Source organism: Paenibacillus sp. GCM10027628, from assembly GCF_042676385.1.
GTDB lineage: Bacteria > Bacillota > Bacilli > Paenibacillales > NBRC-103111 > Paenibacillus_E.
The window spans coordinates 17,100-43,424 of the sequence record NZ_JBHTHA010000051.1; the positions used below are offsets into that span (position 1 = coordinate 17,100).

Below are 26,325 nucleotides of genomic sequence, written 5' to 3' on the forward strand. Positions count from 1 at the left end.
ATCTATTATTAAAACGTTCATATTTACACAGCAGGAACTTCTTCTTTTATGGAGAATTATTTATAGTATGAGTTTTCTCGTCATCCTTTGCCAGTGTGGCTTTTTGTGTTCATATTGGTAGTTAAACTACGGGAAGAGTTGGTGGTAAGTTTTCCTATGAAAGAACAAATCTCTAAATTATTCGGTCTATCAGATCGCACAGCAACTACAACGACTGACGAGGTAAAGAATATACCAGTTGATAGTATTCTACCTAGTCCTTATCAACCAAGAACTTTGTTTGATGATGATCGTATTGAAGAGCTTTGTCAGACGATTCGTACACATGGTGTGATTCAACCCGTTGTAGTAAGAGTGAAAAATAATACATTCGAATTAATTGCCGGAGAACGTAGACTTCGAGCTGTCAAAAAGCTTGGGCTGGATACAATCCCTGCGATTGTTCGCGACTTCAATGATTCTCAGGCAGCTTCGATCGCATTGATCGAGAATTTGCAAAGAGAAGGGCTTACTGCGATTGAGGAGGCTGCAGCCTATCAACAATTGATAGAGATGCATGATCTAACTCAAGAAAGTCTCGCACAGCGTCTTGGTAAGAGCCAATCTACGATAGCAAATAAGATTCGTCTTCTTCATTTAAGTGAACCTGTTAAGCTTGCTTTAATGGAACGCAAGATTACGGAGCGTCACGCAAGAGCGTTGCTTTCCTTGGATCAAGAAGAACTTCAAGTAAAAGTACTTGAAGAAGTCATCGCAAAAGAATTGAATGTAAAACAAACAGAAGCTAAAATTAATTTTCTAAAAGAAGCTGCTAAGATAAAGAAATCTAAGCGTGTCTCTTTTACGAAAGACGTTCGGTTAGCTTTGAATACGATTCGACAATCGGTTGAAATGGTTACGAGTTCAGGGCTGAATATTAATACATCCGAGCAGGATCACGAAGATCACTACGAAATTATTATTAAAATTCCTAAAAGATAGGCAGTTTTGCTACCTTAAACGGCGCAAGCCGTTTTTTTGTTTCTTTTCATTTAAGTCTAGTAAATATTGATAAGGTAACTAGTTGGAAGATATGGTAAGATAGTAGTATTCTTTGTTTTCGCATCTGGAACATAAGTGATTGAGGTGAACAGGTTTTGTCTAAAATTATAGCAATAACGAATCAGAAGGGTGGCGTCGGTAAAACGACAACTTCTGTAAACCTGGGAGCATCTCTGGCCTCTTTAGGAAAGAGAGTGCTGTTAGTAGACATCGATCCACAAGGCAATACGACGAGTGGAATTGGTGTTAATAAGGCGGATGTGGTTAATTGTATTTATGATGTGCTTATTAATGATGTTCATCCAAAAGATGCAACAGTAGATACAAATGTAGAAAATCTCAAAATCATCCCAGCGACCATTCAACTTGCCGGTGCTGAGATTGAGCTTGTACCTACAATCTCCAGAGAAGTACGTTTGAAAAAATCGCTTCAATTAGTTAAACATATGTATGACTATATCCTTATTGATTGCCCGCCATCATTGGGGCTTTTAACGATTAATTCCTTAACGGCTTCTGATTCTGTCATTATTCCTATTCAGTGTGAATACTATGCGCTTGAGGGACTTAGTCAACTGTTGAATACAGTTCGATTAGTTCAAAAGCATCTTAATACAGGTCTTCAAATTGAAGGTGTTCTACTTACGATGTTCGATGCAAGAACGAATTTGGGCATCCAGGTTATTGAAGAAGTCAAAAAGTATTTTCAAACCAAGGTATATCAAACGATAATTCCGCGGAATGTACGTTTAAGTGAGGCACCAAGTCATGGGCAGTCCATTATCACTTATGATCCTAGATCTAAAGGAGCAGAAGTATATCTGGAGCTCGCGAAGGAAGTGATCTCTGTATGACAAAGGGCATGGGAAAAGGTTTAGGTAAAGGTCTGGATGCACTAATTACATCCTTACATATTGATGAATCGGATAAAGTTATTCATATACCTCTTGCTCAGCTGAGAGCGAATCCTTATCAACCTCGGAAGAATTTTAATGAGGACAGCATTAAAGAACTTTCGGATTCGATCAAAGAACATGGGGTTATTCAGCCGATCATTGTTCGCAAAGTGCTTAAGGGTTTCGAAATCATTGCAGGTGAACGTCGATATCGTGCTTCACAATTGTGCGGGTTACCAACGATACCTGCCGTTGAACGGAACTTTTCGGATCAGCAGGTCATGGAAATCGCGCTTATTGAAAACGTGCAACGCGAGGATCTCAATGCACTCGAGATTGCTGTAGCCTATCAAGCGATTATTGATCAGTTTTCGCTAACCCAAGAAGAACTTTCTGTTAAAGTTGGGAAGAGTCGATCACACATTGCAAACTTCTTAAGATTGCTTCAACTGCCTGAATCGATCAAACAATATGTTTCACGTGGAACATTATCGATGGGACATGCAAGAGCCATTGTTGGTGTGAAAGACGATAAGATAAAGAAAGAGTTGGCAGAGGCGACCATAAGTAAGCAGTGGAGCGTTCGCGAACTTGAAGAAGCTGTTAAGAGGTTAGAAGAACAACCAGGCCAAGAAAAAGAAAAAGGTAAGCAAAAAGAAAAAAACAGGGATCCGTATATTCATCAAGCTGAGGATCAACTAAGAGATATTTACCGAACGACAGTGAAAATCAAGCATCAACAGGATAAAGGGAAGATTGAACTTTTATACTACTCTAAAGATGATTTAAATCGACTGTTAGAACTTCTTCAAGGAAAAATCTCTTAATAATTAGATAGCATACCGATGGTTTTCTTTCGATGAGAAGGATCAAACTAAGGTATGCTATATTTATGAGGTGAGAACGAATGAGTGGAATTTTGTATTTTGACCAAGCGGCATCATCATGGCCTAAGCCACCGACAGTGATGGATGCGATGTTGAAATGTATGGAAGACTATGCGGCAAATCCAGGAAGAGGCAGTCATCAGATGGCCGTACAAGCTAGCAGAGTGTTATTTGATACTCGGAAACATGCAGCTAGGTTGTTTGGTATCAAAAACCCGAATGATATCTCATTTGCTTTGAATACGACGCACGCTTTAAATCAAGCGATTAAAGGTTTTGTGCGTGAAGGCGATCATGTTATCTGCACGAATATTGAGCATAATTCAGTACGCAGACCGCTTGAATATTTAAAAACAACTTTCAAAGTCGAACTTACATATTTAAGTCATGATGCAGAAGGGCATATGGACCTCAGTGAGCTAGAGAGAGCTTTTCAATCCAATACTACGTTAGTTGTTGTTAATCATAGCTCGAATCTATTAGGAACTATTATGCCAGTCGGAGAGATAGGAGATATGTGTCGCAAGAGAGGTGTGAGGATGCTTGTAGACGCCGCTCAAAGCGCCGGAATCCTGCCGATAGATATAAGTGATATGTCGATTGACATGTTAGCCTTTCCGGGTCATAAGGGGCTTCTGGGGCCTCAGGGAACCGGGGGGTTATACGTAAATCCGGATATCGAATTGGAACCATTACTTCATGGTGGAACAGGCAGTCAGTCAGAAGCGATTCATCAACCTACCGTAAGGCCTGATCGATTTGAAGCCGGAACACAGAACACGGTGGGCATTGCTGGTCTTAATGAGGGCATTAAATACGTGCTTGCAGAAACGGTAGAAAAGATCCATGAGAAAGAGTGGCGCCAAACGCAAATATTAATGGAAGGGCTACTGGGAATTGAAGGAGTGACAGTACTAGGGCCTGGACTTGGGCAAAATAAAACAGGAATCGTTTCCTTTAATATTGATCATGTGGATTCCTCTGAAGTCGCGTTTATCCTGGATCAATCGTTTCAAATTGCTGTGCGAGCCGGCTATCATTGTACGCCATTAGCACATGAAACGGCTGGAACGTTGGCAACGGGGGCTGTTCGTGCAAGTATAGGATATTTTACGAAAGATGACGAAGTGGAAGCTCTTATTAACGCTGTTAAAGAGATCCGCTCACAGTATGTATAATTAGAAAGAGGGATAGTTCATGGGGGAACTGGTTGGATTGGATGCAGGCATTCTTGAATTGGCTTGTTTGCTTCTTATAGTTGTTTTATTCATTCTGTTGATCGTTCTATGGTCTAAGTTATCAAAGTTGCGAAAGCAGTATGTTCAAATGATGAATGGATCACAAGCCGAAAATATTGAACAATTGATTATTGATATTCAGCAAAAAATGAATCAGCAAGAGGCCGAGTCCAGAGCGACTTCAGCCAGAGTTGATGAAATACGCGAAACGATGAAAACGATGAAATCTAGAGTCGGCATTCACCGTTACAATGCTTTTGCAGAGGGTGGAAGTGATATGAGTTTCACCATTGCGATTCTGGATGAGCAGCAAGACGGTGTTATTATGACGGGCATTCACAGCCGCGAACAAACTTATTTATACGCAAAACCGGTTCAAAAAGCTCAATCCACTTATACATTGAGTCCTGAAGAAAAAGAAACGATTATTCAAACTTCAAAGCAGCGGTAGCATTAGGCGAATAAGGTTGGACACGTCGTAATGCGGTATGAATGGCATCGCCGATAACACCTGCCATATTCATAACTAAGCTTAGGCGTGTATTTTGCAAAACGAAATATTCCATAAATCCGCCAACATTGACGATACCGGTCACATGAATGTCGCCAACTGGAGGAAGGTCCTTGTTCACCCCGGCTCCAGGTTTCAATGGCCCATCTGCAACTTGGATACAGCCTACGCTAGAAACTTGGCCTAAACAAGCATCAACTGCTACGATAAAAGGATTTTGAAATTGTTTATGGATTCTTTCCACAGTCTCGGCTAAATTCATCGCATGTACCGGATCGTCTAAGGTGCCAAAAAGATGTAGACTACGCAAGCTGGCTTTATTTAAATGAGAGCCAACGAGAGGTCCAAGGGAGTCTCCGGTCGAACGATCCGTCCCTACGCAGATGATCACGATAGGTTGATAGGTTGGTAGTTTGCTAAAAATTGCGTGTAAATGTTTAGAGAGAAGAGCAGGCGTATCGGCATCGGTATGCTGGATTTTTAGAGGCTCTAGCGCTTTATCTTTCGATGAATCAAAACCAATCTGGAATTTCATCATATCCCTCCAAGTGCTGCGTCTTTTTTTACCACATTAGAAAGTATTAAAGTTCAGAAACAGAAAACACCTTTTTAATTGGCAATAAAACCTACCTCATAAACGCGGTCGCTCATCAGCGAATGACTTCGATAGAGGTTTTATTACTAGTATATGGAGAGATAGGGACATTTATACGTAGTGAGAGGAGGATTTTCCATGAATTCTTCTATTATGTTGCTTGCATTCGATTCTACTCAACAGGCATTGAGAGCAGAAATGTTGCTAGAATATGCGGATATCGAAATTGATATTAGGCCAACTCCAAAAGATGTGACGGCAGGCTGCGCGTTATCTATCGAATTTCCTGGAGAGAATCTATCGCAAGTTCAAGAGATCATTAAGTCTGAAAAAGTAGAGATACGTGGCATTTATTTTAAATCAGACGATAAATATGTTACCATGGAATGAAATTAGGAGGGCCAAAGGATGACCTATGCATCGGAAGTCGTTCAATGGATCAGAGAACATTTTAGCAAACCTGAAATGCTAGCTTCAATATTTTGGATCGCCGTAAAAATCTTGATTATCTATGTAGCAGCTAGAATGTGTATAAAAATTGCAGATAAAATAATTGCTCAGATGATGAGTGCGAGAGAGAAGTCACCTCTGAAATTTGATGTGAGAAGAACCAACACTATTGGTAAACTGATACATAATTTGATTTCATACTCTGTAAATTTGATTTGCATTTTATTAATTCTCGGACAGGTTGGGGTTAATTTAGGTCCGCTATTGGCGGGTGCAGGGGTTCTCGGGTTAGCGATTGGCTTTGGGGCCCAAAGCTTGGTAAAGGATGTCATAACGGGATTCTTCATTATATTTGAAGATCAGTTCGGGGTGGGAGATGTCATTCAAATTGATCAATTCAAAGGAACCGTTGAGGAAATCGGAATCCGAGTTACACGCATCAAAAGCTGGACGGGTGAAGTTCATATCATCCCGAACGGGAACATTAAGCAAGTCACGAACTTCTCGACCTATAATTCCCTGGCCGTCGTAGACGTGGCAATTTCTTATGAATCAGACCTTGATCGAGCTACAGAGGTGTTAAAAGAAACAGTAAGAAGTGTCCATGAGCGGACGGCCAATATTGTGAAGGAACCCGAGGTGCTCGGAGTGCAATTAATCGGCAATTCCGAATTGAAAATGCGGATTATCGCTGAGTGCAAGCCGAATACGCAAGGGGAAGTTGCGCGGCTGATGAACGCCGAGATTAAAAAGCAGTTGGATGCCAGCGGCATCGAGATTCCATATCCGAAGGTGGTCACATTCGTAAAATCGGAGAAAGCGGGGGCGGAGTAAGATGGAGAAGAAACAGTATCAACTTGGCGATATTGTACAAATGAAGAAGCCCCATCCATGCGGTACCAATGAAATGGAAATCATTCGGATGGGCATGGATATTCGAATTAAATGCGTAGGGTGCAAACATAGCGTCTTGGTTCCACGAACTAAATTCGAAAGTAAGCTAAAAAAGGTGCTAAGATCGAACGCAGAGAAGGAAGAAGGACCATCGTAAAATTAATAGAGAATAGGACTTGCGAGAGCCTGACTTTTTTGATACAATAAGTCCTGTTCTCACTTTTGTGGAAAGGTACCCAAGAGGCCCAAGGGGGCTGACTCGAAATCAGCTAGGCGTCGCGAGGCGTGCGTGGGTTCGAATCCCACTCTTTCCGTATAAGTTTTAAGTAGTGACTCTAGGGCAGAGTCACTTTTTTTATTTTCAGTAAAACCTTCCTACTGTGTTGTTTCAACAAAGGGGAAGGTTTTTATTGTTTTTGCCTAAAACAATTGAGCTGACATCCATTAAAATCAGGAGTCAGCTCAAACAATGACTTATCTCTTTTTGCCGGATTTACCGGATTTACCGGATTTACCGGATTTGCCGGATTTACGGGATTTGCCGGATTTACCGGATTTACCGGATTTACCGGATTTACCGGATTTACCGGATTTGCCGGATTTGCCGGATTTGCCGGATTTACGGGATTTACCGGATTTACCGGATTTGCCGGATTTACCGGATTTACCGGATTTGCCGGATTTATCGGACTTACCGGATTTGCCGGATTTGCCGGATTTGTTGGATTTGCCGGATTTGCCGGATTTACCGGATTTACCGGACTTACCGGATTTGCCGGATTTGCCGGATTTACCGGATTTACCTGGTCCAGGTGGTTTAGGCGGGCGGGGCTTACCGGATTTACCGGATTTATTCGACTTGCCGGACTTACCGGACTTACCGGATTTATTCGACTTGCCGGACTTACCGCCCTTACCGCCAGATTTTCCCGCAATTACTAGCAGGTCTTCTTTCGAGTCACGCTGCATAAATTGTGTGAGCCCAGCTTCTTCTGCTTGTTTAAACAACTCCTTGATATCATCGGCTGTTGCAATAGGCATTAAATCTCCTCCTCTGTTTCTAGATTTTAAGGAAATATCGTAGTAGAAATGATTTGGAGAGCTGAAAAATCTCTCTACCTCAATGTATTCTTGAGTTAATAAAACGTTAATGACAAACTAGAAAACCGTTATTTACCTAGTGACGCGTTATTATGCTTTAGCATAGTTTGATAATAGGCATTAAAACCAAAAGGATGTGAGGATGATGACTGCCCAGGTGCAAGGCGGGCTGCCTTCACTACATGTAAGCATTTTACCCAGGTACCTTAAAGAAATGAAGAAAGATATTTGGGTCGACGATCCCCAGCCTGCCAAACTCGAAATAGATGATGAACAGCATACGATTAAATTCTCATTCCGCGGGAACTACACACGAAAACTCGAAAAAAAATCATACCAAGTGCTTTTCCGAAAACCAAGCCATAAATTCGGAGCAAAAGAACTTCATTTAAATGCGGAATATCTCGATCCTTCTATGATACGAAATAAGTTATCATTAGATTTCTTTAATAGATTGGGGGTTCTTACACCCGACGCCAATCATGTCCGGCTTTTTATAAATAAGAAATATAAAGGTGTCTACTTGCAGTTAGAATCGGTCGATCAATACTTTTTGAAAAGTAGAGGCCTGCCTAACGGTCCGATTTATTATGCAATCAATGACGACGCTAATTTTTCGCTTCTCACAGAAGAAAAGAATATAAAAAAATCACTGGAAACCGGCTATCAGCAGAAAATTGGATGTAAAGAAGACGATGGTTTCCTCCGGGAACTCATCTATAAAATAAATTCCATTCCCCGCCAAAATTTCCGGGAAGAGATTGTTAAGTATGTAGACGTCACAACATATATTCATTGGCTGATTGGTGTCCTTTGTACACAGAATTATGACGGTTTTACGCACAATTACGCATTATACAGAAATAGTGAAACGGGACTATTCGCGATGATCCCATGGGATTATGACGGGACTTGGGGAAGAGACTATAGAGCGAAGCCAATGAATTACAATTACGTACCCATTCATGGTTTTAATACGTTAACCGCAAGAATTTTAGATGTAGCGGAATTTCGCCAATATTATCAACAAAAACTTGGTGAGATCTTGGAGTCCGAATTTACGGTCAATTATTTGGCGCCCATTATTAATAGACTTTATGAAAGCTTGAGACCGCATGTCATAGAGGATCCGTATAAGGCAAAAGCGATTTCTGATTTTGACCGAGAACCGGAATATATCATTGAATTTATACGGAAACGCAATCGATACTTGCTTGAAAATTTATCCGAACTCGATGGATAATTTTATACAGTGAAATTAAGAGTCTTTCTACGGTTAAGCGTAGGGACTCTTTTTCATTTGAGCGGTGTGAGGGAATAAAAGGCAGAGGAGGGACGCACAATAATCTGTAACCTTGAGAAGTCTTGAGAAATTAGAGGAGCACAGCTCTGCGAAAACGTTAGAGGAGGTTATTGAACATGAGGTACTGGCTAATGATCGTACTAATAATAGCTGTGGTCGCTTCTGGTTGCGCCAAGAAGGGTGGGACGAGTACGACAAGCCCTGCCGCCACTGCGACCGTACAGCCCTCACCAGGAGCTGCAGCCACGCCAGGAGGCACGCCGACAGGAGGCGCTACAGGTGGCGGAGGGGTGGCAACTGCCACGCCTAGCGGTGGTGGCAATCCCGCTAAGGAAGAACCGCTGCCAAGCATGACCAAAGAGCAAGTGGAGCAGATAAGCATGACCAGCACTTATGCAGATATGGTGAAGCTGACTGGCTCCAAGGGTAAGCAAGTGAAAGAAGAAAACGGGAAGAAAACGTATGAATTTGCGATCTCCAACCAACCTGGATATTACGTAGACATTGTATATTTTGACGATGGAAAGATATCAGAAAAAAGAGTGTTTCAGAAGTAAAGAAAACGCCGCAGATCTGCGAGTATAAGCAGGTGCTGTGGCGTTTTGCATTAGAGGGCTGACGAAGAAATAACCCCTGAACAGTTGTTCAGGGGCTAACTAGACACCAGTGAGGCTCGTCTATTAATACTTGCTTTTCCTGCGATAGCCGGCGGAAAAACGGTCAATAACATACCCAACTAACGCCCACGTGGCAATGGTTAGAACGTAGATGACGAACATTTTAAGCATCGAGACTTCGTAGATGTTGGTAAAGATCGATGCGAACCATGCGGGTATACTTAATGCATAGAAGAGCATGTAAAAGGCATCATGATCATGATACAAATAATGGATCAAGCACAATGCCGCACCAATGAAGGTAAACAGCCAAGTAAACGTCGTTCTCATGGCGTTATTCTCCTTGCTTCGCAGATTACTGCTTCATATCCTTACGCTTCCATTTGCGATTATGGTTGCTGGTTTCCGGGAAGGCATCACCCTTCTTTAAAACGACTCTCTTGGGATTGCTGATACCCATGTGGAAGGCGTTCTCGCCAATCTCAATATACTCCCCGTCGTTCGGTGCATGATCTCCGGGATTGTAATGTGTCCACTCGCCCATTGTGATCACCTCTCTTCATGATTATCGCTCGTCTTTAGAGTACCCAAGTGAAGGGGACACATGTACTTCTCATATTGCCAGCTTCATCCTTTTATATCCTTATCGCAGAGCTTGTAATATGGTGACGAATTTGCTATAGTATTTAGGTGCGAGTTTTGAATAAGAATCCTCGCTCCTTGCTCCTGCAGCTTTTACAAGCTTGAATAGGGGCCGCTTAGTCCAAAAGGAGGTGAAATACATGCGCAAATATGAACTGATGTACATCATTCGTACGGATATTGAACAAGAAGTTGTTCAATCTACTGTAGAAAAGTTCCAAGGCATCATCACGAACGGTGGGGGAGAAATCTCCAAGCATGACCTGATGGGTAAACGCCGTCTTGCGTATGAGATCAATAAGTTCCGTGATGGTCACTATGTGTTGGTACACTTTAACGCAGAGCCAGCTGTCGTAACTGAACTTGATCGCGTAATGAAGATTTCGGACGAAGTTATTCGTCACTTAATCGTAAACGACGTAGCTTAGTACATGCCAGTATTTTCGTCAGGGAGGGATTTACCATGTTGAACCGTGTCATTCTTATCGGCAGGTTGACCAGAGATCCAGAGCTTCGCTATACTCCAGCCGGAGTAGCTGTAACCCAATTTACACTGGCTGTAGACCGTCCGTTTACGAACTCTCAGTCGAGAGAGCGTGAGGCCGACTTTATCAATATCGTGACGTGGAGGCAGCTTGCCGAGACGTGTGCGAACTATTTGCGTAAAGGTCGTCTAACTGCAGTGGAAGGCCGCATTCAGGTTCGGAACTACGACAACAATGAAGGTAAGAAAGTATATGTTACTGAAATCGTTGCCGATAATGTACGCTTCCTTGAATCCAATAATAGCGGCAATCGTGAAGAGGGTGCTGGATCATCAAACGCAAACGCTAGCTACGGCGGCGGAGGCGGGGGCAATCGGTACGGTGGATCACGCGAGCAGCAAGATCCTTTCGTCGATGACGGAAAACCGATCGACATTTCAGATGATGACTTGCCATTCTAAAGTAGAAAGGACTGAAGACGAATGAGTTTCAAAAGAAACGATGGTGGTGAAGACCGCGGCGACCGTAAATTTGCTCCTCGTGGCAAAGGCGGTAAAGGCAAACGTCGGAAGGTTTGTTACTTCACTGTAAACAAAATCAAGCACATTGATTATAAAGATATCGAGACACTCAAGAAGTTCATCTCCGAGCGTGGAAAAATTCTTCCTCGCCGTGTAACTGGTACTTCCGCGAAGTATCAACGCGCTTTGACGATCGCGATCAAACGTGCTCGTACAATCGCTTTGCTTCCTTACACAACGGAATAAGAGTGGTATCATGAGAAGGGCGTATGGATAGTTATCCATGCGTTCTTCTTTTTTTGTTGGAGCAACGGTAACAAACGTATTATACTGAAAGTTAGAAGTCAGGCTAGGCTTGAAAAAATAACAGTGCGGTTCCTCCGCGCTGTTTTTCATAGGGAGCGATGAGGATGAAAGTAGAGAAAGCCAATGTGGATCATTACATATGGGGAGCGGGTTGTGACGGATGGTTCCTCGAACAAGACGCAGAGCGTACGATTATCCAGGAACGGATGCCGGCAGGTACAAGCGAGACGAAGCATGTGCATCAGAAGGCAAAGCAGTTCTTTTTCATGCTCAGCGGGGAAGCGATTATGTGGATCGATGGGCAGGAGATTAGACTTCAAAAGCATGAAGGTTGCACTATAAATCCCGGCACGCCCCATCAAATTCGAAACGATTCACATGTGGATAACGAGTTTTTGTTGATATCCACACCCTCAACCAGAGGAGATCGGACGGAGCTGTAGAGGCTTTCTTTTCTTACCCGCTTTTGTGGTATAATTGAATGCATAGCCTTTTTTGGGGTTGGGGGAGATGACAGTTGCCAAATAGGGAAAAGGAAGTTGACCTTGCGCGGCGGGCCAAAGTGATTGAATGGCTGAAGACGGAAGTCGTGGACCACGTTGCTCATTTACTGAAAGGGATCTGGGAAGGAAGCCAAGTGAAAATTGTGGATGGATTAGCTAGCCTAATCTCCTGTGGATATATACTGGGCAGAAGGTTGGGGATATCGTACCACAGTTTGGATGAAGCCATTGTGGATAAAATGAAGAAGCACCGCCAAGACGGCCATCAACTGGAAGATTGGTATGGCGACATCTCATCCTTGGAAGAACATTTACGTAAGAGGTGATCCCGGTTGGGGAATCGAAGTTGGCAAGGCATCTTATGGAGTGTAGTAATGATCGTTTTACTGCTGTCCTTAATGACTCCTTTTATTATTTTTACGGTTAGTTTTCTCATGATTCCCGTACTCCTATTGTACGTGAAATCCAGCACGAAACGATTTGCGCTCTTGTATGTGCTAAGCTTGCTGATTGTCTATTTGCTCACCGGTTTGCATGGCATGTTCCTCTTATCGGTATCTTTATTTTTCCTGCCTCCTGTCTTGGTGATGGGGAATTTATATAAACGCAAAGCGGCTGCCCGTACGGTACTTACAGCAGGAACTGTAACTTTATTGGCGGAATCGTTATTAAGCCTCGTTATCGGCTATACGCTTGGTTTCGATCCGATTGCTAAATTCAAGCTGTTTATGACCGATTACGTGACAACGATGCCAACCGCTTTAAGAGAATTACTGCCCAAGGATCAGGATTGGTACGTAAATCTAATGGTGCAAGTCATACCGCTCTACTTGATCTTCTTCGCATTGTTTTATGCGTTTGTATCCCACGGCATTAGCCGCTGGTTGCTGAACAAAACGGGAGAAGGAATCCCAGGGCTTCGTCCGATGAGGGAAAGAATGCTTCCTCGATCGTTTGTCTGGATCTATTTGCTTGCTTTCATTATCGATTTGTTTGTAGACCCGGCGTCCAATTCATTAATTGCAACGCTGCTGATGAATTTATTGCCATTGTTGGTGCTGGCCTTCGCGATACAAGCGATATGCTTTTTATTTTTCGTTGTCCACGCCAACAAGTGGAAACCGATTCTGCCGATTATTGCGATTGTGTTAGTTTGCTTTATGCCTCCATTTTTGTTCGTATACAGCTTATTAGGGGTATTTGATGTTGCGTTTCCAATCCGAGAACGGTTTAAGAAAAATTTATAGGATTAGGAGCTAGTACGAATGCCGAAGTTCCTTTTAAAGCGGTGGCATGGCCAACACATCGTATGGATTTTCGCTCTGTTGCTTCTGTTGACAGCAATTATTTTTATGTATCAGTGGATACTGGGTCTAGTGGCATTAGTGATTTGCGGTGTGCTGGCCTATTTTACACTGCAAGCGGAGACCGCATTTCGCAGAGAGCTGAATGCATATGTCGGAACAATTACACACCGTGTGAAAAAAGCGGGCAATGAAGTGATGAGCGGCCTCCCGATCGGAATCATTTTATATAATGAAGAGAAGCGTATCGAATGGCACAACCCGTTTGTGGCAAAAATGCTCGATCAGGAGTCGGTCATCGGAGAGTCGATTTATGAATTTTTCCCTGACCTCAAAGGTAAAAAGGATAAGAATGAGAAGGTCGAGCTGTCCATTGGAAAGCTAATCTATCAGGTATGGATACGCCCTGAGGAGCGACTGCTCTATCTCCGCGAAATCACCGAACAAGCAATATTGGCGAAAAAATACGAGGATGAGAAAACGGCGATCGGCATCGTGATGATGGATAACCTCGATGAAGCCACTCAAGGGATGGATGATCAGACTCGTAGCATCATGCTGGCCAAAGTGACAGGAGAGATCACAGAGTGGGCGCAAAAACATCGCCTTTACCTGCGTAGGACATCGTCGGACCGGTTCCTCATCTTGATGGACCAAAAAGGACTGCGCGAGCTGGAACAGACCCGGTTTGAGATTTTGGACGACGTCCGCGATCTCACAATTGAGAACAAGCTGCCGATGACGCTGAGTATCGGGATTGCCTCGGGTGCTGAAGAGCTGACGGAGCTTGGCCAAATGGCGCAAATGGGGCTGGATATGTCGCTTGGACGCGGCGGCGACCAGGTTACGGTGAAAGTCGGGCAACGGCTATCTTTCTATGGCGGTCGTACGAATGCTGTAGAGAAACGGACACGTGTGAGGGCGAGAGTGATCTCCCATGCACTGCGCGATCTAATGAAGGATAGTGACAAAGTCGTCATCATGGGGCATCGTTTTCCGGACATGGACTCGGTTGGAGCGGCGATCGGTGTTTTGAAAGCGGTCCAGGTGATTGGTAAAGAGGGCTACATCGTGCTGGAAGGCATTAACCCATCCATTCAAAAGTTGATGGAGACGATTTCAGCCGACGAACGCCTTTACCGGTGGTTCATTACACCGGAGCAAGCCATGCAAATCACGACTCAGCGTACGCTGGCAGTCGTTGTGGATACGCACAAGGCATCGATGGTGGCGGAGCCGAAATTGCTGCAGTTGACCCACCGGGTTGTGGTCGTCGACCATCATCGCCGCAGCGAGGAGTTTATACACGATGCTACACTCGTTTACATGGAGCCTTACGCTTCTTCCACATGCGAGCTGGTAACTGAACTGCTTCAGTACATTAATGACAAGCTCACGATGGAAGTTTTGGAGGCTACGGTTTTGCTCGCGGGGATCGTTGTTGATACGAAGAGCTTCAGTCTGCGGACAGGAGCCAGAACGTTCGAGGCAGCTTCGTATTTGCGCAGGAATGGTGCAGATTCCAGCTTAATTCAGCGTTTGCTGAAGGAAGATCTCGATGCTTATATCGAGAAAGCAGAGATTATCAAGCATACAGAAACGCTATATGAGCATATCGCATTGGCAGTTGCTGAGCCGAATCGCAAATATTCTCAGTTGATGATTGCGCAAGTAGCTGATACATTGTTGAATATGACGAATATTATGGCTTCCTTTGTCATCGGTGAGCGGGCGGATGGACTCATTGGCATCAGCGCTAGGTCGCTGGGGCAAATGAACGTCCAACTCGTGATGGAGCGACTGGGTGGCGGTGGCCATCTGACCAATGCCGCCACTCAGATCGAGGGCACCTTAGAGGAAGCAACGAGACGGCTAAAGCAAGTGCTTGCGGAGATGCAAGAAGAGGAGGGACTTTTCGAATGAAAGTCGTATTGTTGAAAGACGTTAAAGGCCAGGGGAAAAAAGGCGAAATTAAAGAGGTATCCGAAGGATACGCACAAAATTTTCTATTTGCACAAGGGTTAGCAGCACCTGCAACGCAAGGAACGGTGAAGACGCTGGATAACCAGAAAAAAGCGGAGCAGCGCCGCAAGGATCAGGAAAAAGCGGACGCACAGGAGCTCGGCGCAAAGCTGAACGAACTAACGGTAACGATTAAGGCTAAAGCCGGTGAGGGCGGACGTTTGTTCGGAGCGATTACAAGCAAGCAGATTGCGGAAGTGCTGGAGAAGCAGAAGATTGTTATCGACAAACGTAAAATCGTGCTAGAAGATCCAATTCGGACGCTAGGCGTTACGAAAGTTCCAGTGAAGCTGCACAGTGAAGTGACAGCGAGCCTTAGCGTGCAAGTGACGGAAGAGAAGTAATACATTAAATAAAATTGAAATGAGTATTAAAAAGTCCGCTTTCACAAAGTGGTCTTTTTAAATAACCTCTAAGAAAGGCGGGTACCTTGAAATGAGCGGGGATAACATGTTTGTGGATCGCGTACCCCCACAGAATATAGAAGCCGAGCAAGCTGTGCTCGGCGCTATTTTGCTTCAAGGCGAGGCGTTGATTACCGCCATGGAGCGGGTAACGAGCGATGATTTCTACCGCGGTGCGCATCAGCGCATCTTCGAGGCGATCGTCGAGCTGGCCGAAGAGCAGGAGCCTGTCGATCTGATTACGCTGACGGCGCGTCTATCGGACAAGCAGCAGCTGGAGGAAATCGGCGGCGTAACGTACCTCTCGCAGCTTGCTAATGCCGTTCCGACGGCGGCAAACGTCGACTATTACGCGGCGATCGTCGAGGAGAAGTCGATGCTGCGCCGACTCATTCGCACGGCCACCCAGATCGTTTCGGATGGCTACGCCAATTCCGAAGATGTGGGAGCCATGCTCAGCGAGGCGGAGGCGCGCATCCTCGAGATCTCGCAGCGCCGTACCTCGAGCGGCTTCGTCTCCATTCGCGATGTGCTCATGGAGGTATTCGAGCGAGTCGAGCATCTCTACTCGCATAAAGGCGGGTCCACGGGAATCCCTTCGGGCTTCGTGGACCTCGACAAGATGACGTCCGGCTTTCAGCGCTCGGACCTTATTATCCTGGCCGCTCGGCCTTCGGTCGGTAAGACCGCCTTCGCGCTGAACGTGGCGCAGAATGTCGGCGTCCGGGCGAAGGAAACCGTCGCCATCTTCTCGCTCGAGATGGGCGCGGCCCAGCTCGTCACGCGTATGATTTGCGCCGAAGCCAATGTCGACGCGAACCGCATGCGGACGGGCTTCCTTGAAGGCGACGACTGGGAGAAGCTGACGATGGCGATCGGCGCGTTGTCAGAGGCGAACATCTTCATCGATGATACGCCATCGATTACGGTTGCCGACATCCGCGCGAAGTGCCGTCGTCTGCAGCAGGAGAAGGGGCTCGGCATGATCCTCATCGACTACTTGCAACTGATTGCCGGACGCGGCAAAGGCGATAACCGGCAGCAGGAGGTCTCTGAGATCTCCCGTACGCTGAAGCAGATCGCGCGTGAGCTGAATGTACCGGTTATCGCGCTCTCGCAGCTTAGCCGGGGCGTGGAGCAGCGTCAGGATAAGCGTCCGATGATGTCCGACCTTCGGGAATCCGGTTCGATCGAGCAAGATGCCGACATCGTAGCGTTCCTCTACAGGGACGATTACTACGATAAGGAATCGGAGAAGAAGAACATTATTGAGATCATCATCGCTAAACAGCGTAACGGTCCGGTAGGGACTGTGGAGCTGGCATTCTTAAAACAATTCAATAAATTCGTGAATATGGATCGAAGTCATCAGGAAGTGGCAGCCGGGCAGTACTAACGGCTGCCATTTTTATATGCCATTGGAATTAGTCCAACAGAATCAATGAGAATCATGTTGGACTAAAGGTCTGATTGGAAATTCTCCAATAAAAACCATTAAAAAGTTATGAGAATTTATTTTGGAGGCAAAACTATTGGATGGAATCCAGTAGCAAGCACGATTCCAGGCAATGTCGTATTTAGCTGCTGGATAAAATTCAAGCCAAAGATTGAGGCGTTCCGAACATTTTAACTTATGGGGCAGTGAACCCTCTGCCAATTTATTATTATGAGCAAATTCCGAACAATTATACAAGCACCTCTTTAATCGTTCGTTTTTCATTGACTTTGCTTAGGGGGACTGCTACACTAGAGACGGTGGAAAAACCTTGATCGAACGCTTGCAAAAACAAGGCTGGTTCGAGTAGAGGTCGTTTTTCATGCCGAAAGGTAGGATCCTCGAGCTTCTCAATCAAGGGTCGCTTCAAGACACCTACGTGTTCCTTTGCGGTGAGTAAGCCCTCTAACCGGGTTAGTGCAGGATAACGGCACGCCTTTAGAGGAAATTGCATCGCCAGAGGGAAAGTTTTACGGACTCCATGCTTTAGCGCTTTAACGAAGTCCAACTTTCCTTTGTGGCACAAAAGCCATAGCGGCTCATTATGGGTGACTCGTCACCGTACGGAGGTTAGTGCACATGTCAACGGTTGTTGTTGTCGGTACGCAATGGGGAGATGAAGGTAAAGGTAAAATCACGGATTTCTTGGCTGAGTCCGCAGAGGTTGTTGCTCGTTATCAAGGCGGGAACAACGCAGGCCATACGATCATAATCAGCGGCAAGAAGTACAAGCTGACGATGATTCCTTCCGGTATTTTTTATAAAGATAAAGCATGTGTGATCGGGAATGGGATGGTAATTAATCCGGCTGCACTTATTGAAGAAATCAATTACATTCATGATAATGGTTTTACGACGACAAATCTGCATATCAGTAATCGCGCGCATGTCATCATGCCGTATCATCTGGTGCTTGACGGACTGGAAGAAGATCGTAAGGGCGACAGCAAAATCGGAACGACCCGCAAAGGAATCGGCCCTTGCTATATGGATAAAGCAGCTCGTAACGGTATTCGCATCGCCGACTTGATGGACGCCGAAGAGTTCGAGCTGAAGCTTAGACGCATCGTTGCAGAGAAAAACGTTCTGATCGAACAAGTGTACGGATCCAAAGGCCTCGATGTCGAACCGATTCTCAAAGAATACCTCGGTTTTGCAGAAGTTCTTCGTCCCTATGTGACGGATACTTCGGTCGTTCTGAATGAATATATCGATGAAGGCCGCCGCGTCCTGTTTGAAGGCGCACAAGGCGTAATGCTAGATATAGACCAAGGTACGTATCCATATGTAACTTCGTCGAACCCAACAGCGGGTGGCGTATGTATCGGTTCCGGCGTAGGCCCAACGAAGATCCACAACATTATCGGTGTAGCTAAAGCTTACACGACTCGTGTTGGCGACGGTCCGTTCCCAACGGAGCTGAACAATGAAACCGGCGACTGGATTCGTGAAAAAGGCTTCGAATACGGTACCGTCACAGGGCGTCCTCGCCGTGTCGGCTGGTTCGACAGCGTTGTTGTGCGTCATGCAAGACGCGTCAGCGGAATCACTGGCCTGTCTCTGAACTCTATCGACGTTCTGACAGGACTAGAAACGGTCAAAATTTGCACAGGTTATATGTATCGCGGCGAGCTGATCGAACACTACCCAGCAAGCCTGAAGGCGATCTCCGAGTGCGAGGCAGTCTATGAAGAACTGCCAGGCTGGACCGAAGATGTATCCGAAGCACGTTCCTTGAGCGATCTGCCGGAGAATGCCAGACACTACATCGAACGTGTATCCCAACTGACAGGCATTCCGATTGCGATCTTCTCCGTTGGTCGTAACCGGGAACAAACGAACCTAGTACGCCCAATCTACGCATAATTCCACTTTTGACCACAACAGACTGCCAATCTATATAGCGCTTAAGCTTATAGAATGGCAGTCTGTTTGGCGAATAAACCTACCTATAAACGCGGTCGTGCATCTTCGATATACTGCGATAAAGGTTTATTCATAACGAAGTTATTCAGGGTGCATAATCGGCATCGAATCTTGAATGAAATCCGGGAAGTCCGGTACTCACGTAGCAAATCACTACGCTCCGTTCCTCCTTCTCCGAATTTCATCCAACCTTCTCGGTTCTGAAAGTGGAATAAATATAGAAATCCTCTAGGCTGTCCATCAGCTTAGAGGATTTCTTTTTTCTGTAAAGGGATTTAATGGTGATGAATTCGTCAATACTGGGAAGGAGGTAGTTGATAATGCGGCAGGAGTGATGTTGGGAATGAAAGTCTTGCAATGGTTAACTAAAATTGTGATCGGAACCGTCCTTATTACATCGATTACTATATTCACGACGTGGTATGTGGTGAACATGTACGTTGAAGATATATTTCGACAATTTAACATCCCGGCACTAGGTAAAAAGGTTCAATTTTCCGAATTTGCTGCAAGATTGGCGGGAGAGCTGAATATAGTTAAGCCAAGAGACGGGGGGAAACAAGCGCCGACGACGAAGAACGACTCTTCAACCCCGTCCTCACAACCTGGGGCAAGTCCTAGCCCATCCGGCAACCTTTCGTCGAACGCTCAAAATTCGAGCAATGGGTCTCAAAACGGAGCGGGTGCAACGGGTTCCGACATAGCTGTTGGCGCTCACGGCGACTCAAAAGATGACGCTGTCGCTGTCATGGGGCGAGTCCACAGCGATGCGGATGCCCAAAAGAAGGATCTCGTTCTTTCCACCGAGGATTTCGCCAAGAAGAAGGAAGCTCTCTCCAGCGATGACAAAATGAAAATATTTTCGCTAGTGGTGGCGAAGCTCCCGCAAAACGAAGTACAGCATTTGTCGGCCATTCTGGAGGACGGGATCACGACGGAAGAGGTGAAGGAGGTCGATCAAACGCTAAAAAAATATTTGAACGAACAGGAATACAAACAACTCATGGACATTATCAGCAAATATTAGAATGCATGTTCATCATGGAGCAGGCCGCCGAATTTCGTAATGGTATCTTCCGCTTGGCGGTAGCGTGATTTTTGGACACTAACCGTAAGCTCATAGGAAGGGGTTGCGGCAGAGCTATCCAAGCTTTGAACAAGTTCACTCGATTGATAGTCCACTATAAATGCGCCATGATGGTCATATTGAATATTTAGCACACCCTGCTGTTTGAGTTGCTCTGCCGCTAGCTTCAGGTTGTCCACGTTATCAAAAGTAGCCGTTAGATTTTTTTCCATTTGGGATTTTCTCCTTTGCGTATTTCGCCAGAAAAACTGACATAGGAAGCATAGGCCGAGTTTTTCGCAAGAAAAGCTGACATCGGATACGTATGCTTGAAGTTTTCGATAGAAAACGGAACTAGTCAGCACTAGCTTTCGCCATATTTTTACCTTGAAGTTCAAAGTAAGGGGTTTCTTAACATGAATTTCGAGCGTTTGGCGTCGGTTTTTAGGCGTTTGACACGAATCTATCACATGCCTGACCGGGTTAAAGTTGAAATTGTCAGAGAGAGTGTGGTAAATTTAACAAAAGGAAGATATCCTCTCATGGATATTATGTCTAAATAAGGTTGATTTATGTATCTGTGGATGCAAAACCGTCTAAAGGGAGAAGATCATGACAGGTTTCAGGGGAATGCGCTTTGTCATGGATCTCATCGAGAGATTCAAGGCTAAGCGAGAAAGCTTGACCGGAAATGAATCAGACAAGCAGCAACAGGAAACGACGACAACAACGACGCTGGCGGTAATGAAACGACATAAATGGCCTCTTATTCTGGGAGCGGGCGCAATCGCTCTGACAGGGGCAATCACCATTGCTGGACATCAATATGTAGAAGCAGGCATGGTCAATGTGTACCATGTGATGCTGAATGATCAAGAAATCGGAATCGTAAGCGACAGCAAGATTATCGATGAATATAAACAGAGCAGACCGCTAGAAGTACAGAAGAATTATCCAGATGTCCATGTGGTGCTTGAAACATCCAGCGTTACCTATAGAGCTGAGAAGGCTTACAATAAAAAGACGGATGACGCAGCCGTTATCGCTTCATTGAACTCGCTTTTAATACCAAAGCCGACCGGTGTTGAACTCAAGGTGGACGGCAAGGTCGTTGCGATTGTGAAGGATCAAGAGACGGCAGATCGGATTCTCGAGCAGGTGAAGGCACCCTTTACACCAAAAGGCAAGGAATCCGCTAAGGTAGCTGTTCTTTCCGCAAGCGCCGGCGATGATATCAGCACAGCGCCATCCGAGCTCGATAAGGTCGAGTTTATCCAGCAAGTTGATAAGGTTGAAGTACCTATCGATCCGAAGGATTTAGCCAAACCGGACGACGTCGTCAAAAAGCTGCAAACCGGTGATGTACAGCCAGCTAAATATACGGTTGTTGAAGGAGACTGCGTCTCTTGCATCGCCAAGAAACTGGGCATTTCCAAACAGTTTATTTATGACAAGAATCCAGGCATTCAAGATGATAAGCTGAAGATCGGCAATCAGCTGGATGTGACCGTACTGCAACCGACACTCTCCGTCAAAACGACGGAAAAGGTTGTCCAAAATCAAGAGATTCAATATGATACCGAGTACGTGAAAGACGATTCTATGCGGGTTGGTGTCGTTCAACCGATTTCGCCGGGCAAGAACGGTTTGAAAAAGGTGACGATTCAGGTTACAAAGGTCAACGGTTTAATGACTGAAGAGAAAGTCGTTAATGAAGACATTATCGATCAACCTGTAACCGCTAAGGTGAAAAAGGGTACGAAAGTCATTCAAGGCGAAGGTACTGGCAAGTTTGCATGGCCGGTAGTCTCACCAAGTATTACGAGTACATTCGGTATGCGTTGGGGCAAGCTGCACAAAGGCATTGATATTACGGGCAACAAGAACATTATGGCGGCCGATAACGGTAAAATCAGCGAAACCGGTTATAAATCAGATTACGGCAATTATATTATTATCAATCATCTGAATGGTTACGAAACGTTATACGGACATTTGAGCAAGATCACCATCTCTCAAGGTGCGATTGTAGAAAAAGGCGACAAAATTGGCATTATGGGGAGTACAGGCGACTCTACAGGCGTGCATTTGCATTTCGAAGTCCATAGCGGTGGAGAGCTGCAAAATCCTTTAAAATATTTGAATCGCTAGTTAACTGAAGAGGCGAGGTCGAACCGGAAAGTACGGGGGGCCTTGTCTCTTTTTGCTTGGAATTATGGTAAAATAGATGAAAGTATGTAAATGGATGGACGACATTTATGAAGTAGGCGGTGGTAGGTTTGTTTGGCAAAATTCTTGTGGTAGATGACGAACAACCGATTGCAGATATTTTGAAATTCAATTTGGAAAAAGAGGGCTATCAAGTCATCTGCGCATATGATGGCGGCAGTGCGGTCGAGCTTGCTTTTTCGGAGCAACCGGATTTGATTTTGCTTGATCTGATGCTGCCTGTGAAGGATGGCATGGACGTGTGCCGGGAAGTTCGATCGAAGCTGAATACTCCTATCATTATGCTGACAGCTAAAGATACAGAACTGGATAAAGTGCTTGGCCTAGAAATGGGTGCAGATGACTATGTGACCAAGCCTTTTGGCACAAGGGAGCTGCTAGCCCGGGTGAAGGCGCACCTGCGCAGACAGACGAAAGCTCAAGCTGCACCTCCTGAACTTGATACGCAGCGCAATGGGATGCGGATTCATGGGCTGTTTATCGATAACGACATGTACATGGTGTATAAAGACGGGGCTCCGCTCGATCTGACGCATAGAGAATTTGAATTGATTCAATATTTGGCTAAAAACTCGGGTAAAGTGATGACGCGCGAACACCTTCTTCAGGCGGTATGGGGCTTCGAATATTTCGGCGATGTGCGAACAGTGGATGTGACGATTCGGCGTTTGCGTGAGAAGCTGGAAACCGATCCGAGTCGTCCGGAGTACATTATGACGCGCCGAGGTCTCGGCTATATGATGCGGAGTCCGAAAGTCGGTGGCTTCTAAGCATGAAAGGCATCCGCTTCTTTCAATCGATTCAGTCGAAGCTGATTATCATCTACGTGTTGCTCATTCTTATTGCTATGCAGCTCATTGGTGTTTATTTTTACAAAACGGTGGAGACGTATTTCAAGAACGACTTTCTCGCATCCCGTAACAGCCAGGCGACGCTGCTCGCCGGGTTCGTGGGGTCTTATTTGACAGGCGACCAAGATAGCAAGAATGCGGAAGGCAAGAAAACTTACGCTGATTTAAACGAGTTTGTCAGCAATTTATTTTCCATTAATAACGCGGAAATACAGATTATCGATGCCAACGGGAATGTCATCAGCACGTCGGTGCCCGGTCATTTGAAGCAGCGTAACACGCAGCCTGAAGTCATTCGGGCCTTACAAGGGATTAAGGATAATCAGCGCATTTTTACGGATGAGGACGGCTACCGCAAGTTGGTTATTGCGAAGCCGGTAGGCAGCGGTGTCCGTGTGCTTGGTGCGGTATATATCATTGCGTCGATGGAAGATGTGTATAAAACGATCAGTTCGATCAACCGCATCTTAATCTCCGGCACGTTGATAGCACTGGGGTTAACCGCGATTCTCGGTGTGATTCTGTCGAGTACGATTACGAATCCGATTAAAGAGATTACGAGGCAGGCTACGGCGGTTGCGGAGGGCAATTTTGACCAGCAAGTCCGTGTGCAAGGAACCGATGAGATCGGTCAGCTGGGACATACGTTCAACTTCATGATGAACCGGCTGAAGGAAGCGCTCTCGCTTAACGAAGAGGAGAAGGAGAAGCTCGCCTCGATCTTGACCAATATGAATGACGGTGTCATCGCGACGGATGATAGGGGACAAGTCATCGTGCTTAACCGGCGGGCGAAACAGATTCTCCAGACGGAAGAAGAGGCGACGCTTGGACGGGAAATCTCGGATGTGCTCGGGATTCCGATGGAAACGATTCGCGAGTTTATCAGTGGGCAGGTGAACACAACGCTGCTTGATATTGAGCTCCCCGATGAGGAGGAGCAGCTCTCGGTCCGGATTACGTTCACGCCGATTCACCGCCGGGGAGAGGGGCAGCACGGGATCATTGTAGTGCTCCAGGACGTCACCGAACAGGAGAAGCTGGAACAGGCGAGGCGCGAGTTCGTAGCGAATGTGTCGCATGAGCTGCGGACGCCGCTGACGACGATCAAGAGCTATCTGGAGGCGCTAGACGACGGCGCCATCGAGGAGCCGCAGCTCGCGTCGCGCTTCATCGGCGTTACGCGCAGCGAGACGGAGCGGATGATCCGTCTGGTGACGGATCTCTTGCATCTGTCGAGGCTAGATTCGAAGCAATCGATGATGAGTAAATCGTCGACACTCGTAAGCGAGATGCTGGAAGAGGTGGCGGACCGTTTCTCGTTTCAGCTGCGCCAGCGGAAGATTCGCATCAGCATTCAGGTAGATCCAGACGTGAACCGGTTGCTGCTGGACCGGGACAAGATCGATCAAGTGCTCGACAATCTCGTTTCGAATGCGATCAAATATACCGGTGATGAAGGGGCCATCCGCCTAAGCGCGAGAAAAATCGACAAAGAGATGCTGGAAATTTCGGTGCAGGACAATGGAATCGGGATTCCCAAGAAGGATCTGACCCGCATCTTTGATCGATTCTATCGTGTGGACAAAGCACGCTCTCGAAATATGGGCGGAACGGGGTTGGGACTTTCAATTGCCCGGGAAATAGTAAAAGCGCACGGAGGAACAATAGCTCTGGATTCAGAGCTTGGACAAGGAACTCGCGTTACATTTACGCTGCCGATGGGGCAAGAGGAGGATGAGTCGGTATGATAGAAAGCCTGAAATCGATCGTTCTCGTCGTCTTAATCGGAGTCAGCTTGTATCAGAGCTTCTTGCTCTCCTCGTATAACCCGCCGAAAGGCGAGCCTATCCAGCAAAGCAATTACGTCCAGACAGAAACGCCAGGCAAGCAATCGGAGCTGCAGGACATGCTTTTTCCTGACCAAATTATTGTGCATCTGGGCAACCAGCAGCACTCTGTTTTGTATCCAAGCAATTATTACTACACGCGCCTCTTAGATAATATTAAGCAACGCAGTTTTGATGGATTCCGGAAAACCACGATGTATTTGGCCAATGTGAACTGGGAGGACGTTCGAACGAAGCAGCAAGGGGTCGAGATGCGTTTTCGGGAAGGCATTCCGTTCAGTGTCATGCAGCAATTGCTTCGAATTGAAGGTGAAATTCCCGCCGAGAATGATAAAATTACGCGCATATGGATTTTTTCAAAAGGCAATAACGAGGATGTGCGTGCGTTCTTTTTTACAGACTCCCCAAGCGTGGGGTACGAAGTCGTGCGGGCTGATTTTACGAGTAAAGACGTGGAGAATTTCGCCGCCTACGGCGATTTGACCAACCTCTACAAAACGACGAATAATGGCGATTATTATTTGCCGATTAAACCGCTTCGAGTACCCAGCTACTCGTTCAACTACAGCCTGTTAACGGCCGATCAATTGAAGCAGAGTCTGTTTGTTGACCCTGGCATTACGAGGAACTTGAAGGAACGGGATGGCTCGGAGATTTATACGGACAGTAAACGCGGATTCCAGATCAATCGGGATCAGCGGTGGATTACGTATTCGGATCCTATCGCTCCGGTTGAGAGCAAGATCGATGTGCGGGAAGATCTGCTCGCAGGGATTAAGTTCATCAATCAGCACATTGGTTGGGACGGGAAATATGTCGTAGCCCGCACGCCGCAGAAACAGTCTTATGACAACCATACGTTTACGTTCCGTGAATATTATGAATCGCTTCCGATTATTACGAATCAGTTGGAAGGCTTCGGTTCTATGAAGCTGCAAGTTCAAAAAGGCCTCGTATCCGGCTTTGAGCGCTCGATGATCATTCCGGACCTCAAGACAGGACAGCGACGGGATGCTGAGCTGATCTCTGGCGACGTACTGGAAGAAAGGCTGCAGTCTTATCAACGCCGGACGAGTATTCTTTCTATTTTCCCGGCTTACAGGCCGATTCTATCGGAAAAGACGCTTGTGCTGGCGCCGACATGGGCGCTGGAGCTGCGGGATGGCACATTTGATTTTATGGAATGAA

Annotated in this window: 30 protein-coding genes and 1 tRNA gene; 26 read left to right on the plus strand and 5 right to left on the minus strand. The window is 45.9% G+C overall.

What is annotated here, in order from left to right; genetic code table 11:
* The first annotated feature begins 156 nt into the window (after nucleotides 1–156).
* From noc to ACFQZT_RS30935, 5 genes are all read left to right on the plus strand, one after another.
* Nucleotides 157–981, plus strand: coding sequence for a nucleoid occlusion protein (gene noc / locus ACFQZT_RS30915; protein WP_379306566.1), 825 nt, complete (start codon nucleotides 157–159; stop codon nucleotides 979–981).
* Nucleotides 982–1,136: 155 nt separating this feature from the next.
* Nucleotides 1,137–1,895: a ParA family protein gene (locus ACFQZT_RS30920; protein ID WP_188176021.1), complete on the plus strand. Its 759-nt coding sequence runs from the start codon at nucleotides 1,137–1,139 to the stop codon at nucleotides 1,893–1,895.
* An 8-nt stretch (nucleotides 1,896–1,903) separates the two neighbouring features.
* Nucleotides 1,904–2,764, plus strand: a complete 861-nt coding sequence (locus ACFQZT_RS30925) for a ParB/RepB/Spo0J family partition protein (protein WP_379306693.1) — start codon at nucleotides 1,904–1,906, stop codon at nucleotides 2,762–2,764.
* A gap of 80 nt (nucleotides 2,765–2,844) precedes the next feature.
* Nucleotides 2,845–4,002 carry an aminotransferase class V-fold PLP-dependent enzyme gene (locus ACFQZT_RS30930; protein WP_379306569.1) on the plus strand — a complete coding sequence of 386 codons (1,158 nt, stop codon included), beginning with the start codon at nucleotides 2,845–2,847 and terminating at the stop codon, nucleotides 4,000–4,002.
* A gap of 19 nt (nucleotides 4,003–4,021) precedes the next feature.
* Complete coding sequence (locus ACFQZT_RS30935; RefSeq protein WP_379306571.1) at nucleotides 4,022–4,513, plus strand: DUF4446 family protein; 492 nt, start codon at nucleotides 4,022–4,024, stop codon at nucleotides 4,511–4,513.
* Here the strand turns inward: ACFQZT_RS30935 and yyaC are convergent.
* Nucleotides 4,488–5,108 (minus strand): spore protease YyaC, encoded by a 621-nt coding sequence (gene yyaC / locus ACFQZT_RS30940; protein ID WP_379306695.1) that lies wholly within the window; start codon nucleotides 5,106–5,108, stop codon nucleotides 4,488–4,490. The two genes, ACFQZT_RS30935 and yyaC, sit on opposite strands and share 26 nt — an antisense overlap.
* Before the next feature lie 198 nt (nucleotides 5,109–5,306).
* Here yyaC and ACFQZT_RS30945 point away from each other — a divergent pair, with 198 nt between their 5' ends.
* The 4 genes from ACFQZT_RS30945 to ACFQZT_RS30960 all read left to right on the plus strand — a co-directional run bounded on the left by ACFQZT_RS30945 (nucleotide 5,307) and on the right by ACFQZT_RS30960 (nucleotide 6,826).
* Nucleotides 5,307–5,558 carry a putative Se/S carrier protein gene (locus ACFQZT_RS30945; RefSeq protein WP_379306573.1) on the plus strand — a complete coding sequence of 84 codons (252 nt, stop codon included), beginning with the start codon at nucleotides 5,307–5,309 and terminating at the stop codon, nucleotides 5,556–5,558.
* An 18-nt stretch (nucleotides 5,559–5,576) separates the two neighbouring features.
* Nucleotides 5,577–6,452 carry a mechanosensitive ion channel family protein gene (locus ACFQZT_RS30950; protein WP_379306575.1) on the plus strand — a complete coding sequence of 292 codons (876 nt, stop codon included), beginning with the start codon at nucleotides 5,577–5,579 and terminating at the stop codon, nucleotides 6,450–6,452.
* A 1-nt stretch (nucleotide 6,453) separates the two neighbouring features.
* Nucleotides 6,454–6,669, plus strand: a complete 216-nt coding sequence (locus ACFQZT_RS30955; RefSeq protein WP_379306576.1) for a DUF951 domain-containing protein — start codon at nucleotides 6,454–6,456, stop codon at nucleotides 6,667–6,669.
* A gap of 69 nt (nucleotides 6,670–6,738) precedes the next feature.
* A tRNA-Ser gene (locus ACFQZT_RS30960) sits at nucleotides 6,739–6,826 on the plus strand.
* Between the two features lie 160 nt (nucleotides 6,827–6,986).
* Here the strand turns inward: ACFQZT_RS30960 and ACFQZT_RS30965 are convergent.
* A complete protein-coding gene (locus ACFQZT_RS30965; RefSeq protein WP_379306578.1) occupies nucleotides 6,987–7,553 on the minus strand; it encodes a hypothetical protein in 567 nt (188 codons plus the stop codon).
* Between the two features lie 274 nt (nucleotides 7,554–7,827).
* Here ACFQZT_RS30965 and ACFQZT_RS30970 point away from each other — a divergent pair, with 274 nt between their 5' ends.
* Together ACFQZT_RS30970 and ACFQZT_RS30975 are read left to right on the plus strand one after the other, a co-directional pair.
* Nucleotides 7,828–8,856: a CotH kinase family protein gene (locus ACFQZT_RS30970; protein WP_379306580.1), complete on the plus strand. Its 1,029-nt coding sequence runs from the start codon at nucleotides 7,828–7,830 to the stop codon at nucleotides 8,854–8,856.
* A gap of 176 nt (nucleotides 8,857–9,032) precedes the next feature.
* Nucleotides 9,033–9,473 carry a hypothetical protein gene (locus ACFQZT_RS30975; RefSeq protein WP_379306581.1) on the plus strand — a complete coding sequence of 147 codons (441 nt, stop codon included), beginning with the start codon at nucleotides 9,033–9,035 and terminating at the stop codon, nucleotides 9,471–9,473.
* 123 nt (nucleotides 9,474–9,596) lie between these two features.
* Here ACFQZT_RS30975 and ACFQZT_RS30980 read toward each other — a convergent pair whose 3' ends face one another.
* Both ACFQZT_RS30980 and ACFQZT_RS30985 read right to left on the minus strand, forming a co-directional pair.
* The gene (locus ACFQZT_RS30980; protein WP_379306583.1) at nucleotides 9,597–9,863 is read right to left on the minus strand and encodes a hypothetical protein; all 267 of its coding nucleotides are present in this window, start codon (nucleotides 9,861–9,863) and stop codon (nucleotides 9,597–9,599) included.
* Nucleotides 9,864–9,888: 25 nt separating this feature from the next.
* A complete protein-coding gene (locus ACFQZT_RS30985) occupies nucleotides 9,889–10,077 on the minus strand; it encodes a YjzC family protein (RefSeq protein ID WP_379306585.1) in 189 nt (62 codons plus the stop codon).
* A gap of 238 nt (nucleotides 10,078–10,315) precedes the next feature.
* On the opposite strand from ACFQZT_RS30985, the gene rpsF reads away from it, so the two are divergent.
* From rpsF to ACFQZT_RS31040, 11 genes are all read left to right on the plus strand, one after another.
* On the plus strand, nucleotides 10,316–10,603 hold the full coding sequence (rpsF, locus tag ACFQZT_RS30990) for a 30S ribosomal protein S6 (RefSeq protein WP_379306587.1): 288 nt from the start codon (nucleotides 10,316–10,318) through the stop codon (nucleotides 10,601–10,603).
* Between the two features lie 35 nt (nucleotides 10,604–10,638).
* Complete coding sequence (ssb, locus tag ACFQZT_RS30995) at nucleotides 10,639–11,121, plus strand: single-stranded DNA-binding protein (protein ID WP_379306589.1); 483 nt, start codon at nucleotides 10,639–10,641, stop codon at nucleotides 11,119–11,121.
* Nucleotides 11,122–11,142: 21 nt separating this feature from the next.
* Nucleotides 11,143–11,427, plus strand: a complete 285-nt coding sequence (gene rpsR, locus ACFQZT_RS31000) for a 30S ribosomal protein S18 (RefSeq protein WP_188176009.1) — start codon at nucleotides 11,143–11,145, stop codon at nucleotides 11,425–11,427.
* A gap of 164 nt (nucleotides 11,428–11,591) precedes the next feature.
* On the plus strand, nucleotides 11,592–11,930 hold the full coding sequence (locus ACFQZT_RS31005) for a cupin domain-containing protein (protein ID WP_379306591.1): 339 nt from the start codon (nucleotides 11,592–11,594) through the stop codon (nucleotides 11,928–11,930).
* Between the two features lie 74 nt (nucleotides 11,931–12,004).
* Nucleotides 12,005–12,316, plus strand: coding sequence for a MazG-like family protein (locus ACFQZT_RS31010; RefSeq protein ID WP_379306593.1), 312 nt, complete (start codon nucleotides 12,005–12,007; stop codon nucleotides 12,314–12,316).
* 6 nt (nucleotides 12,317–12,322) lie between these two features.
* Nucleotides 12,323–13,237: a DUF2232 domain-containing protein gene (locus tag ACFQZT_RS31015; protein ID WP_379306595.1), complete on the plus strand. Its 915-nt coding sequence runs from the start codon at nucleotides 12,323–12,325 to the stop codon at nucleotides 13,235–13,237.
* Between the two features lie 18 nt (nucleotides 13,238–13,255).
* Entirely contained in the window at nucleotides 13,256–15,217 is a 1,962-nt protein-coding gene (locus ACFQZT_RS31020) for a DHH family phosphoesterase (protein WP_379306597.1), read from the plus strand.
* Entirely contained in the window at nucleotides 15,214–15,660 is a 447-nt protein-coding gene (gene rplI / locus ACFQZT_RS31025; RefSeq protein ID WP_379306599.1) for a 50S ribosomal protein L9, read from the plus strand. The genes ACFQZT_RS31020 and rplI overlap by 4 nt, the downstream gene beginning before the upstream one ends.
* A gap of 91 nt (nucleotides 15,661–15,751) precedes the next feature.
* Complete coding sequence (dnaB, locus tag ACFQZT_RS31030; RefSeq protein WP_379306601.1) at nucleotides 15,752–17,116, plus strand: replicative DNA helicase; 1,365 nt, start codon at nucleotides 15,752–15,754, stop codon at nucleotides 17,114–17,116.
* 678 nt (nucleotides 17,117–17,794) lie between these two features.
* Entirely contained in the window at nucleotides 17,795–19,081 is a 1,287-nt protein-coding gene (locus ACFQZT_RS31035; RefSeq protein ID WP_379306604.1) for an adenylosuccinate synthase, read from the plus strand.
* Between the two features lie 403 nt (nucleotides 19,082–19,484).
* Entirely contained in the window at nucleotides 19,485–20,168 is a 684-nt protein-coding gene (locus ACFQZT_RS31040; RefSeq protein WP_379306606.1) for a hypothetical protein, read from the plus strand.
* On the opposite strand, the gene ACFQZT_RS31045 is transcribed toward ACFQZT_RS31040, so the two are convergent.
* A complete protein-coding gene (locus tag ACFQZT_RS31045) occupies nucleotides 20,165–20,440 on the minus strand; it encodes a hypothetical protein (protein ID WP_379306608.1) in 276 nt (91 codons plus the stop codon). The genes ACFQZT_RS31040 and ACFQZT_RS31045 overlap by 4 nt on opposite strands.
* Before the next feature lie 379 nt (nucleotides 20,441–20,819).
* On the opposite strand from ACFQZT_RS31045, the gene ACFQZT_RS31050 reads away from it, so the two are divergent.
* The 4 genes from ACFQZT_RS31050 to ACFQZT_RS31065 all read left to right on the plus strand — a co-directional run bounded on the left by ACFQZT_RS31050 (nucleotide 20,820) and on the right by ACFQZT_RS31065 (nucleotide 26,324).
* Nucleotides 20,820–22,358 (plus strand): peptidoglycan DD-metalloendopeptidase family protein, encoded by a 1,539-nt coding sequence (locus ACFQZT_RS31050; RefSeq protein WP_379306610.1) that lies wholly within the window; start codon nucleotides 20,820–20,822, stop codon nucleotides 22,356–22,358.
* Between the two features lie 128 nt (nucleotides 22,359–22,486).
* Nucleotides 22,487–23,206: a response regulator YycF gene (yycF, locus tag ACFQZT_RS31055; protein ID WP_379306612.1), complete on the plus strand. Its 720-nt coding sequence runs from the start codon at nucleotides 22,487–22,489 to the stop codon at nucleotides 23,204–23,206.
* A gap of 2 nt (nucleotides 23,207–23,208) precedes the next feature.
* On the plus strand, nucleotides 23,209–25,038 hold the full coding sequence (walK, locus tag ACFQZT_RS31060; RefSeq protein WP_379306614.1) for a cell wall metabolism sensor histidine kinase WalK: 1,830 nt from the start codon (nucleotides 23,209–23,211) through the stop codon (nucleotides 25,036–25,038).
* Entirely contained in the window at nucleotides 25,035–26,324 is a 1,290-nt protein-coding gene (locus tag ACFQZT_RS31065) for a YycH family regulatory protein (protein WP_379306616.1), read from the plus strand. The genes walK and ACFQZT_RS31065 overlap by 4 nt, the downstream gene beginning before the upstream one ends.
* The last annotated feature ends 1 nt before the right edge of the window (nucleotide 26,325 follow it).